This is a genomic window from Limimaricola sp. AA108-03 (genome assembly GCF_050847355.1).
GTDB lineage: Bacteria > Pseudomonadota > Alphaproteobacteria > Rhodobacterales > Rhodobacteraceae > Limimaricola.
This window is the reverse complement of the sequence record NZ_CP193755.1, coordinates 1,696,663-1,708,016: the sequence shown is the minus strand read 5'-3', so window position 1 is coordinate 1,708,016 and position 11,354 is coordinate 1,696,663. Positions and strand designations below refer to the sequence as shown.

Annotated in this window: 11 protein-coding genes and 1 tRNA gene; 7 read left to right on the top strand and 5 right to left on the bottom strand. The window is 70.2% G+C overall.

What is annotated here, in order from left to right:
* Positions 1-81: 81 nt before the first annotated feature.
* Positions 82-408, bottom strand: a complete 327-nt coding sequence (locus tag ACRAQ3_RS08420; protein ID WP_085897387.1) for a HesB/IscA family protein — start codon at positions 406-408, stop codon at positions 82-84.
* 127 nt (positions 409-535) lie between these two features.
* Between ACRAQ3_RS08420 and ACRAQ3_RS08415 the strand changes: the two genes are divergently transcribed.
* The 7 genes from ACRAQ3_RS08415 (at position 536) to scpB (ending at position 9,054) form a co-directional block, all read left to right on the top strand.
* Positions 536-1,720: a deoxyguanosinetriphosphate triphosphohydrolase gene (locus tag ACRAQ3_RS08415; RefSeq protein WP_269397195.1), complete on the top strand. Its 1,185-nt coding sequence runs from the start codon at positions 536-538 to the stop codon at positions 1,718-1,720.
* A gap of 1 nt (position 1,721) precedes the next feature.
* Entirely contained in the window at positions 1,722-3,734 is a 2,013-nt protein-coding gene (locus ACRAQ3_RS08410) for a cation:proton antiporter (RefSeq protein WP_269397196.1), read from the top strand.
* Positions 3,735-3,859: 125 nt separating this feature from the next.
* Positions 3,860-5,602: an arginine--tRNA ligase gene (gene argS / locus ACRAQ3_RS08405; RefSeq protein WP_432254301.1), complete on the top strand. Its 1,743-nt coding sequence runs from the start codon at positions 3,860-3,862 to the stop codon at positions 5,600-5,602.
* Between the two features lie 74 nt (positions 5,603-5,676).
* A complete protein-coding gene (locus ACRAQ3_RS08400; protein ID WP_432254300.1) occupies positions 5,677-6,636 on the top strand; it encodes an SPOR domain-containing protein in 960 nt (319 codons plus the stop codon).
* Positions 6,633-7,628, top strand: coding sequence for a glycoside hydrolase family 3 N-terminal domain-containing protein (locus ACRAQ3_RS08395; RefSeq protein WP_432254299.1), 996 nt, complete (start codon positions 6,633-6,635; stop codon positions 7,626-7,628). The genes ACRAQ3_RS08400 and ACRAQ3_RS08395 overlap by 4 nt, the downstream gene beginning before the upstream one ends.
* A complete protein-coding gene (locus tag ACRAQ3_RS08390) occupies positions 7,628-8,425 on the top strand; it encodes a segregation and condensation protein A (RefSeq protein ID WP_269397200.1) in 798 nt (265 codons plus the stop codon). Before ACRAQ3_RS08395 ends, ACRAQ3_RS08390 begins: the two co-directional genes overlap by 1 nt.
* Positions 8,422-9,054, top strand: a complete 633-nt coding sequence (scpB, locus tag ACRAQ3_RS08385) for an SMC-Scp complex subunit ScpB (protein WP_432254298.1) — start codon at positions 8,422-8,424, stop codon at positions 9,052-9,054. The genes ACRAQ3_RS08390 and scpB overlap by 4 nt, the downstream gene beginning before the upstream one ends.
* A 62-nt stretch (positions 9,055-9,116) precedes the next feature.
* Here the strand turns inward: scpB and ACRAQ3_RS08380 are convergent, their stop codons facing one another.
* From ACRAQ3_RS08380 to ihfA, 4 genes are all read right to left on the bottom strand, one after another.
* Positions 9,117-10,193 (bottom strand): 2'-deoxycytidine 5'-triphosphate deaminase, encoded by a 1,077-nt coding sequence (locus ACRAQ3_RS08380; protein WP_432254297.1) that lies wholly within the window; start codon positions 10,191-10,193, stop codon positions 9,117-9,119.
* Positions 10,194-10,253: 60 nt separating this feature from the next.
* Positions 10,254-10,330, bottom strand: a tRNA-Pro gene (locus ACRAQ3_RS08375).
* 66 nt (positions 10,331-10,396) lie between these two features.
* The gene (locus ACRAQ3_RS08370; RefSeq protein ID WP_432254296.1) at positions 10,397-10,960 is read right to left on the bottom strand and encodes a MerR family transcriptional regulator; all 564 of its coding nucleotides are present in this window, start codon (positions 10,958-10,960) and stop codon (positions 10,397-10,399) included.
* Positions 10,961-10,970: 10 nt separating this feature from the next.
* Entirely contained in the window at positions 10,971-11,273 is a 303-nt protein-coding gene (gene ihfA, locus ACRAQ3_RS08365; RefSeq protein WP_085897282.1) for an integration host factor subunit alpha, read from the bottom strand.
* Positions 11,274-11,354: the final 81 nt, after the last annotated feature.

The following is an 11,354-nucleotide window of genomic DNA, read 5'->3' as shown; positions in this document are numbered from 1 at the left end:
CTTGAAATTCCGGTGCTGTCAGTCCCGGAGGGTAGGCGAGGGCCGGGCCGCGTCAAGCGGCCGCGGCCCGCCCGAAAGCGATCAGATGGAAAAGCTGGTGCCGCAGCCGCAGGAGCTGGTGGCGTTGGGGTTCTCGATCACGAAGCGCGCGCCGATCAGCTCGTCGGCGAAATCGATCACCGCGTCGGCGAGGAAGGGCAGCGACACGCTGTCGACCACGACCTTTTCGCCCGCGCCTTCGAGCACGAGGTCGTCCTCCTTGGGCTCGTCGAGCGCGATCTCGTATTGAAAGCCCGAACAGCCGCCGCCCTCGACCGCGACGCGCAGCGCCTTGCCCTGGGCCTGCGCGCCGATCTCGGCGAGGCGTTCCCAGGCGCGGGGGGTGACCTTGGGGGGCAGCGTCAGCATGTGGAACCTATCCATGGGCAGGGTCATTGACCGGGTCCGGGCGCGGGAATCCGTGCGAATTCCCTGTCCGGGCGGCTTCCCGACCCATATAGGTAAGGTGAATAGTGACGACAAGCTGGCGGATCAGATGACGGCTCCCTACGCCTCCGACCCGCGCGACACGCGCGGCAGGCTCCACCCCGAGGAAGAGAGCGCCTTCCGCTCGCCATTCCAGCGCGACCGCGACCGCATCATCCATGCGAGCGCGTTCCGGCGCCTGAAGCACAAGACGCAGGTCTTCATCGAGCACGAGGGCGATTATTTCCGCACCCGGCTGACCCACTCGATCGAGGTGGCTCAGGTGGCGCGGACCATATCCGGCGTGCTCGGGCTCAACACCGAGCTGACCGAAGCGGTGGCGCTGGCGCATGACCTCGGCCACCCGCCCTTCGGCCATACCGGCGAGGACGCGCTGAACGCGCTGATGGCGCCCTATGGCGGTTTCGATCACAACGCGCAGGCGATCCGCATCGTCACCTCGCTGGAGCGGCACTACGCCGATTTCGACGGGCTGAACCTGACATGGGAGACGCTGGAGGGCATCGCCAAGCACAACGGGCCGGTGACCGGCGACATCCCTTACGCGCTGGCCGACTACGTGGCACTGCACGACCTGGAGCTGCATACCCATGCCAGCGCCGAGGCGCAGGTCGCGGCGCTGGCCGACGACATCGCCTACAGCCATCACGACCTGCATGACGGGCTCAGGGCCGAGCTGTTCTCGACCGACGAGCTGGCCGAGCTGCCGATCCTCGACGCCTGCTTCTCGGAGGTCGACCGGCTCTATCCGGGGCTGAACTACTACCGCCGCCGCCACGAGGCGCTGCGCCGTTTCTTCGGGGTGCTGGTCGAGGACGTGATCGGCGTGGCGCGGGCCAATCTCGCAGAGGCCAACCCGAAATCGGCGCGTGAGGTGCGCGAGGCGGGGCGGATGATGGTCCGCTTCACGCCCGGTCTCTGGTCCGATCTGAAGGTGCTGCGCAAGTTCCTGTTCCATCGCATGTACCGCGCCCCCGAGGTGGTGGTGATGCGCGAGCGGGTGACCGGCGTGATCCACGACCTGTTCCCGCTGTTCATGGCGCATCCCGAGAACCTGCCGAAGCAATGGCGCAAGGATGTGGCCGAGGCTTCGGACGAAACCGCCTTGGCACGGATCGTGGCGGACTACATTGCCGGGATGACCGACCGTTTCGCGCTGCAGGAACATGCGCGGCTGACCGGCTCGGACATCCTTGAGAAGACGAACGTTGCGGGGGCCTGGAGTGGAAATTGAAATGACGGCAGAACATGCCGCCGGGTTGACCCCGATCATGGCCTTCGCATTGGTGGGGGCCATCGGCGTCGGCTCGCAATGGCTGGCATGGCGGCTGCGGCTGCCGGCGATCGTGCTGATGCTGGCGGCGGGCCTCGTCATCGGACCGGGCCTCGGCTGGTTCGTGCCGGCGCGCGACATCGGCGATCTGGTCAAGCCGATGATCTCGATCGCGGTGGCGATCATCCTGTTCGAGGGCGGCCTGACGCTTAACTTCCGCAGCTTGCGCGACGAGGCCAAGGGGGTGAGCCGGCTGGTCTTCATCGGCGCGCCGCTGGGCTGGCTGTTCTCGACGCTGGCGCTGCGCTACGGCGCGGGGCTGAGCTGGGAAAGCTCGGCGGTGTTCGGCGGCATCATGATCGTCACCGGTCCCACGGTGATCGCGCCGCTCTTGCGCACCGCGCGGCTGGCGCGCCGCCCGGCCTCGCTCCTGCAATGGGAGGCGATCGTCAACGACCCGATCGGGGCGCTGGCCGCGGTGCTGGCCTTCGAGGTGGTGCTGGTGCTGCGCACCGCGGTCACCGTCGGCAGCGCCGTGTGGGAGCTGGCGCTGGGCATCGTCGTGGCGCTGGCGCTGGGCGCGGCCGGCGCGGCGGTGGTGGCCTGGGGCTTCCGCAAGGGGCGGGTGCCGGAATACATGAAGGTGCCGGTGCTGTTCTCGCTGCTGCTGGCGGTCTTCGCGGTCTCCGACACGGTGCTGCACGAGAGCGGCCTGCTGGCGGTGACGGTGATGGGCATCGGCATCGCCAATGCCGATCTGCCCTCCTATGCCGAGCTGCGCCGCTTCAAGGAGCACGCGACGATCCTGCTGGTCTCGGGGGTGTTCATCCTGCTCGCCGCCGCGATCGAGTTCGAGACGCTGGCCGCGCTCGACTGGCGCGCGGTGGTCTTCGTGCTGGCGGTGGTGCTGGTGGTGCGGCCCCTGACCGTCTGGCTGTCGCTGCTGGGCGCCGGCGTGCCGTGGCGCGAGCAGCTTCTGGTGGCGCTGACCGGACCGCGCGGCGTCGTGCTCGTCGCGGTCGCGGGTCTCTTCGGCGAACGACTTGCCGATCTCGGCGTGCCGGACGGCCATGTCGTGGCGCCGCTGGCCTTCGTTCTGGTGGCATTCACGGTGGTGGTGCACGGCTTCACGCTGGTGCCCTTCGCGCGGGCGCTCGGCCTGTCGGGCGGCGCCGTGCCGGGCGTGCTGCTGATCGGCGGCTCGCGCTTCACCCGCGGTCTGGCCGAGGCGCTTCGCAAGATCGAGGTGCCGGTGCTGATGGCCGATCCGAACCACAACAACCTGCGCGCCGCGCGCTCGGAGGGCATCCCGACCTATTCCGGCGACATCCTGTCGGAATCGGCCGAGCATTTCCTCGAGCTGGTGAGCTACGACGTGGTCGTCGCCGCGACCGAGAACGACGCCTACAACACGCTGGTCGCCACCGATCTCGGCCCGGAATTCGGCCGCGACAACGTCTACCAGATCACCCGGCAGAAGAACGAGAGCGCGCGGCACGCGCTGTCCTCCAGCCTGACGGGCCGCGAATTCGGCCCCGAGGAGGGCTATAACGGGCTCGAGAAGCTGATGCAGGAGGGCTGGAGCTTCCGCGTCACCCGGCTGACCGAGGAATACGGTCTCGAGGAGTGGCGCGCCAAGCGGCCGCACGCCAAGGTCGTGGCCCGGGTCGGACCGCAGGGCACCACCGAGTTCATCCGCGAGGACGAGGACATCCGCCCCGCGCCCGACGTGCGGATCATCTCGCTGCTGCCGCCGGGCGAGGAGAAGGGCACCGATCCCGAGGCCGGACACGAGATCGCCAAGCAGGCCGCGAAGAACCACGGCAAGGGCAATGGCAAGCCCCCGGGCAAGAGCGGCAGCATGGCCGGCGTCAAGGCATGGGGCCCGAAACCCGGCAGCCTGTGGCGGCCCGGCGGCGCAAAGCCCGGCGCCAAGCCGCGCAAACCGGATGGCAAGCCGCCTCGCGCGGCATGAGGCGCGGCATGACGCGCGGCGGCTGAGACCGGTCCGATACGGCGCGCGCCGCGTTGACGCGCGGCGCCGCCGTGGTAAAGGGTCGCGGGCCGATCTCGCGGCACGACTGGCCGAAAGGACTGCGCATGAACCTCTTCACCGACATCCGGGCGCTTGTGCTCGACACGCTGGACGCGATGGCGCGCGACGGTGCGATCCCCGAGGGGATGCAGACCGGCGCCGTGACGGTGGAGCCGCCGCGCGACGCGGCGCATGGGGACATGGCGACCAACGCCGCGATGGTGCTGGCCAAGCCCGCGGGCAAGAAGCCGCGCGACATCGCGGTGGATCTGGCCGAGCGGCTCGGCGCCGACGACCGCATCGCCTCCGCCGAGGTGGCGGGGCCGGGCTTCATCAACCTCCGCCTCGCGCCGTCGCTGTGGCAGGGCATCGTGCGCGCCGCCCTGACCGAAGAGGGCTTCGGCCGCTCGACCATGGGGCAGGGCGAGAAGGTCAACGTCGAATACGTCTCGGCCAACCCCACCGGGCCGATGCATGTGGGCCACGCCCGTGGCGCGGTGTTCGGCGACGCGCTGGCGCGGCTGCTGGACTATGCGGGCCACGACGTGACCAAGGAATACTACGTCAATGACGGCGGCGCGCAGGTCGACGTGCTGGCGCGCTCGTCCTTCGAGCGCTACCGCGAGGCCTGCGGCATGACGCCCGAGATCGGCGAGGGGCTCTATCCGGGCGACTACCTCGTGCCGGTGGGCGAGAAGCTCAAGGAGGTCTGGGGCGAGGGCAAGCTCAACGCCCCCGAGGAGGACTGGCTCGAGGAGGCGCGCGAGATCGCCACCGAGGCGATGATGGAGATGATCCGCGCCGACCTCGCGGCGCTGGGCGTCACCATGGACGTGTTCTTCTCCGAGAAGTCGCTCTACGGCACCGGCCGGATCGAGGAGGCGATCGAGAGCCTGCGCGCCAAGGGGCTGATCTATCGCGGCACGCTGGAGCCGCCCAAGGGCAAGACCCCCGAGGACTGGGAGCCGCGCGAGCAGACGCTGTTCCGCTCCACCGCGCATGGCGACGACGTCGACCGGCCGATCATGAAATCGGACGGCGCCTGGACCTATTTCGCGCCCGACATCGCCTATCACCACGACAAGGTGGCGCGCGGCTTCACCCAGCTGATCGACGTGTTCGGCGCCGATCACGGCGGCTACGTCAAGCGGATGAAGGCGGCTGTCTCTGCGCTCTCCGAGGGCAAGGTGCCGCTCGACGTCAAGCTGATCCAGCTGGTCAAGCTGTGGAAGAACGGCGAGCCGTTCAAGATGTCCAAGCGCGCCGGCAACTTCGTGACGCTGCGCGATCTGGTCGATCAGGTCGGCCCGGACGCGGTGCGGTTCCACATGCTGACGCGCAAGAACGACGCGCCGCTCGATTTCGACTTCGACAAGGTGCTCGAGCAGAGCCGCGAGAACCCGGTCTTCTACGTGCAATACGCCAATGCGCGGATCAACTCGGTGCTGCGCAAGGCCGATGCCATGGGCATCGCCGTGGATGACGCGACGCTGGCCGAGGCCGATCTCTCGGCGCTCGACCACGAGGCGGAGCTGTCGCTGATGCGCGCGCTCGCCGAGTGGCCGCGGCTGGTGGAGATCGCCGCCAAGGGCCACGAGCCGCACCGCGTCGCCTTCTACCTCTATGATCTCGCCTCGGCCTTCCACGCGCTGTGGAACCGTGGCAATGACGAGCCCGCGCTGCGCTTCGTGCAGGAGGGCGAGACGGCCACGACCCAGGGCAAGATTTCGCTCGCCCGCGCCGTCGGCGTTGTGATCGGGGAAGGGCTTGGTATCCTTGGCGTCACCCCGGTCGAAGAGATGCGCTGAGCGCGATCGGGCGGTCGGACAAGGCCACGGGGACGCGCGATCCCCGAGACAAATCGAGCGGCAGAGAGGCTGAGATGGCACAACCGAGCGATCCGCAGGGGCCGGGCCGGCTGGCGGCGGTGACGGCATTGGCGTTCCGCTACGCGGGGGCGATCCTGTCGCTGACGCTGGTGCTGGGCCTCGCGATCTGGGGCTACAAGCTGTGGATGCGCGACGTCACCGGCATCCCGGTGGTGCGCGCCATGCAGGGGCCGATGCGCGAGGCGCCGAAGAATCCGGGCGGCGAGATCGCGCTGCATACCGGTCTCGCGGTGAACGACATCGCCGCGATGGGCGAGGCGGCCGGTCCCGAGGAACGGCTGGTGCTGGCGCCGCAGGGGCCGGGCCTGACCGAGGAGGACCTGATGGTCCAGCCCACCGCCGAGGCGGGCGAGCTGCGGCCCGGCGAGGATCTCGCCGGCGCGGCGCCGGTCTTCGACCCGAACCGGCCGATGTCGGTGGACGACGTCGCCGATCTCGCCGACCGCATCGTCGCCGGCACGGTGCCGCTGGCCACCGCCGAGGCGCCCGCCCCGGGCACCGTGGCCGGTCCCGACCCTTCGGTGATCGCCGCCGCGGATCCGGCGCTCGCGGCACCCGGTGCCGCCGCCGGGCCGGTGCCGCCGGCGCGCCCGGCGCTGCGGCCCACCGCGCTGCGCCCGGCCACCGCCATGGCCGCCGCCGCCGCATCCGCGCCCGAGCCCGAGATCGCCCCGGTGGCGGTCAACACGCGCGAGATCGCGCCCGGCACCAGCCTCGTGCAGCTCGGCGCCTTCGAAAGCCCCGAGGTCGCGGGGCAGGAATGGGCGCGCCTCACCTCCCGCTTCGGCGAACTGCTGTCGGGCCGCGAGCGGCTGGTGCAGGAGGCGATGAGCGGCGGGCGCACCTTCTTCCGGCTGCGCGCCACCGGTTTCGCCAATCTGGCCGAGGCGCGGCGCTTCTGCTCGGCGCTGGTAGCCGAGGACGCGGCCTGCATCCCGGTGGTGGTGCGATGACCTCCGCGTCGATTCTCGGCCCCGAAGCCGCGCGTCTGGACCGCGACGAGGCGGCGTTCTTCCGCGACGCCGATCCGTGGGGCTTCATCCTCTTCGCCCGCAACGTCGAGAACCCGGCGCAGCTGCGCCGCCTCACCGCCGAATTGCGTGACGCGGTGGGCCGCGAGGCGCCGATCCTGATCGATCAGGAGGGCGGGCGCGTGCAGCGGATGCGGCCGCCGCATTGGCATGCCTACCTGCCGGCGCTGGACCAGATGCGCCGCGCCAGCGACCCGCTGCGCGCGCAATGGCTGCGGCATCGGCTGATCGCGGCCGAGCTGCACGAGGTCGGCATCGACGTGAACTGCGCGCCGCTGGCCGATCTGGTGGAGCCGCAGACGCATCACATCCTGCGCAACCGGCTCTATGGCGACACGGTCGATGGCGTGGTCGCCGCCGCCCGCGCCGCCGCCGACGGGCTTCTCGCGGGCGGCGTGCTGCCGGTGCTCAAGCACATCCCCGGCTATGGCCGCGCCAGCGTCGACAGCCACAAGGCGCTGCCGCGCGTCTCGGTGCCGCTTGGCGATCTGCGCGACCGCGACTTCGCGCCCTTCGTGGCGCTCAACGACATGGTGATGGGCATGACCGCGCATATCGTGCTCGACGCCGTCGACCCCGAGCGGCCCGCCACCACCTCGTCCAAGGCGATGCGGATGATCCGCGAGGAGATCGGCTTCGACGGGCTGGTGATGACCGACGACCTGTCGATGGAGGCGCTTTCGGGCGAGATCGACGCGCGCGCCGCCGCCAGCATCGCGGCGGGCTGCGACGTGGTGCTGCATTGCAACGGCGATCGCGACGAGATGGAAGCGGTGGTCGCGGCCTGCGGCGCGATGGGCGCGGAGACGATCCGCCGTGCCGAGGCGGCGCTGGCGCAGCGCCGTGCGCCCGAAGAGGCCGATCTCGAGGCGCTGCGCGACGAGCTCGGCGCGCTCACCGGGGAAGACGCCTGATGGATGGCGGGCAGGATTTCGCGGCCCGGCAGGGCCATGCCTCGGTCGAGGAGCGCCGCGCCGCCGAGGCGCTGATCGTCGACGTGGCGGGCTTCGAGGGGCCGCTCGACCTGCTTCTGGTGCTGTCGCGCACCCAGAAGGTCGATCTGCGGCAGATCTCGATCCTCGCCTTGGCCGAGCAGTATCTCGGCTTCGTCGAGAAGGCGCGCGAGCTGCGCATCGAGCTGGCCGCCGATTACCTCGTCATGGCGGCGTGGCTCGCCTTCCTGAAGTCGCGGCTGCTGCTGCCGCCCGACCCGCAGGGCGAGGAGCCCTCGGGCGAGGATCTCGCGGCGCATCTGGCGTTCCAGCTGGAGCGGCTGCAGGCAATGCGCGAGGCCTCGGCGCAGCTGATGGCGCGGCCGCGGCTGGGTCGCGAGGTCTTCGCGCGCGGCGCCGCCGAGGCGGTGACGGTGCATCGCTCGACCGTGCACCACGCCTCGCTGCTCGACCTCATGCAGGCCTATGCCCGGGTCAAGACGCGCGACGAGTTCCGCCCCTTCGTGATGGACCGGCGCGACCTGATGACCATGGAGCAGGCGCTCGACCGGCTGCGCGCCATGGTCGGCGAGGCCGCCGACTGGGCCGACATCTCGGCCTATTTTCCCGAGGATTGGCGCGCCGCGCCCAAGCGCCGCCGCTCCGCCACCGCCGCGACCTTCGCGGCCTCGCTCGAACTGGCCAAGGAGGGCCGGATCGAGATCCGTCAGGGCGAGAGCTTCGCCCCCATCGAGATTCGCCGGAAGGACCGCGCATGACCGAGATCCCCGAGACCGCCCAGTTCGACGCGCCGTCGCGTGAAGAGGCCGAGCGGATGCTCGAGGCGATGCTGTTCGCCAGCGCCGAGCCGCTGGCCTCAGCCGAGATGGCGCGGCGGCTGCCGGAGGGCACCGACGTGGCGGGCGCGCTCGAGGCGCTGCGGGCCCGATACGAGGGGCGCGGCGTCGAGCTGCGCCGGACCGGCGATGCCTGGGCGTTTCGCACCGCCGCCGATCTCGGCCACCTGCTTGAGCGCCACGCGGTCGAAACCCGCAAGCTCAGCCGTGCCGCCACCGAGACGCTGGCGATCATCGCCTATCACCAGCCGGTGACCCGCGCCGAGATCGAGGAGGTGCGCGGCGTGACGGTGAGCCGCGGCACCATCGACCAGCTGATCGATATGGGCTGGGTGCGACTGGGGCGGCGCAAGATGACCCCGGGCCGGCCGGTGACCTTCGTGGTGACCGAGGGCTTCCTCGATCATTTCGGCCTGCAAAGCGCCCGCGACCTGCCGGGGCTGCGCGAGCTGCGCGCCGCGGGCCTGCTCGACAACCGGCCGCCGCCGGGCGCGGGCGGCGAGGACGAGGGGACCGCGGACGAGGCGCAGGACAGCCTGTTCGGCACCTGACGGCCGCTGGCCCCGCGCGAGGGTCAGGCCACGCGCGCCTCGCATCGACCGCCCGGAGGCTGTCAGGGCGCGCGGAACTGCTTCGACAGCTTGAGCCCCTGACCCTGGTAGTTCGAGGCGATGCCCGCGCCGTAGAGCTGGTCCGGGATCTCGGCCATCCGCTCATAGACCAGACGGCCCACCACCTGCCCGTGCTCGAGCACGAAGGGCGCCTCGTGGCAGCGCACCTCGAGCACCCCGCGCGAGCCCTTGCCCTGCGCCGCCGCGTGGCCGAAGCCCGGATCGAAGAAGCCCGCGTAATGCACCCGGAACTCGCCCGCCATGGCGAGGTAGGGCGCCATTTCGGCGGCATAGGCTGGCGGTATGGTCACCGCCTCGCGGCTGACAAGGATATAGAAGGCACCGGGGTCGAGGATGATGCTGCCGCGCGGGCTGGGCACCACCTCCCAGAACTCGGCCGGGTCGTAATGGCCGATCCGGTCGAGATCGATCACCCCGGCATGGGGCTTGGCGCGAAAGCCCGCGCAGGCGGCCAAGGCGGGCGAGAGATCGACCGAGAAGCCCAGACCCTCGGAGATCAGCGCCTCGCCATCGACCAGCGGCTCCTGCACGTGCAGTGCCGTCAGGGCGGCGTCGTCGAGCACCGCTTGCCCGGCGCGGAACCGGATCTGGTTCAGCCGCATCCCCGGGCGCACCAGCACCGAGAAGCTGCGCGGGCAGATCTCGGCATAGAGCGGCCCGTCATGGCCCGGCGCGATGCGGTCGAACTCGGTGCCGCCATCGGCGATCAGCCGGGTCAGCAGGTCGAGCCGGCCCGTGGAACTCTTGGCGTTGGCCACGGCCTGGATGCCGTCGGGCAGGGCGAGCCGTTCCATCAGCGGCACCACGTAGACGCAGCCCTTTTCCAGCACCGCGCCCTGGTCGAGATCGATGCGATGCATCTCGAACTCGGCCAGCCGATCCTCGACCCTGCGACCGTCGCCGGCGAGGAAGGAGGCGCGCACCCGATAGGCGACGCGGCCAAGCCTGAGATCGAGGCTGGCGGGCTGGATCTGCTCGGAAGCGATGGGTTGATTGGCGGTGATCGCACCGCTCTCGATCAGCTGGGCGATGCCCTGACGGGGCAGAACTCCGATCACTCTTTAGCCTCCTGCTGACATGACGACGCCCGCCGCTTTGGAGCGGCGGGCGGTCATGATTGGTCGGGCTAGCAGGACTCGAACCTGCGACCTTCCGTCCCCCAGACGGACGCGCTACCAGGCTGCGCTATAGCCCGACTGAGGCTGCTAATGCCCGAACTGGCGGGCGGGGGCAAGCCGATTTGCGGAAAAAATTCGCCCGATCAGCGCTTGCCGTCGCGGGCGGCGACCATGCGGCCGCGCAGGCTTTCGAGCCGCGCGACGAGCGGTGCGATGCGGGCGGCGCGGGTCTCGAGGAAGGCGGGTCCGGCGGCGTGCAGCAGCGCCAGCGGCGCGCATGACGCGGTCTCGGCGGGGGCCGGGGGGGCGCTGCGGCGTTGCAGCAGCTGCGCCAGATCGGTGACGGGGTCGAGCACGAGGACCGCGTCCTCGGCCTGCGACGAATCCGGCCGGGTCCGGCGCTCCGGCGCGCTGCGCGCTTCCGGTTCGGCGACCAGATCGCGGCCCTGATCGGCCACGTGACGCACGCCCTTTTCGCGCAGCAGCTTCTGGACGCCCTTGATGGTCATGCCCTGATCGTGCAGCAGCGCCTTGATGCCGCCGAGCAGGTCGAGATCCTCGGGGCGGTAATAGCGCCGCCCGCCGGCGCGCTTCACCGGGCGCACCTGCGCGAATTTGCTTTCCCAGAATCGCAACACGTGCGCGGGCGTATTCAACGCCTCGGACACCTCGCCGATCGTGCGGAACGCGTGAGCCGATTTCGCCATCAGGCCCGCCTCAGCTTCTGTTGCCCGAGGCGACCTTGTCCTTCATCAGGTGCGAAGAGCGGAAGGTCAGGACCCGCCGCGGATGAATCGGCACCTCTTCACCGGTCTTGGGATTGCGGCCGATCCGCGCCGCCTTGTCGCGCACCGAGAAGGTGCCGAAGGAGCTGATCTTGACCTGCTCACCGGCGACGAGCGCATCGGAGATATGCCCCAATACCGCCTCGACCAGCTCGGCGCTGTCGTTGCGGGAGAGTCCCAGCTCCTCATGCACAGCCTCGGCGAGATCCATCCGCGTCAATGTCTTGTCCGCCATCTTGATCTCCCTGCTCTGTCGCAACCTTAAGGGCAGCGGCAATTTCAAGTCAATCTCAAGAAGATGGATGGCACAGTTGCA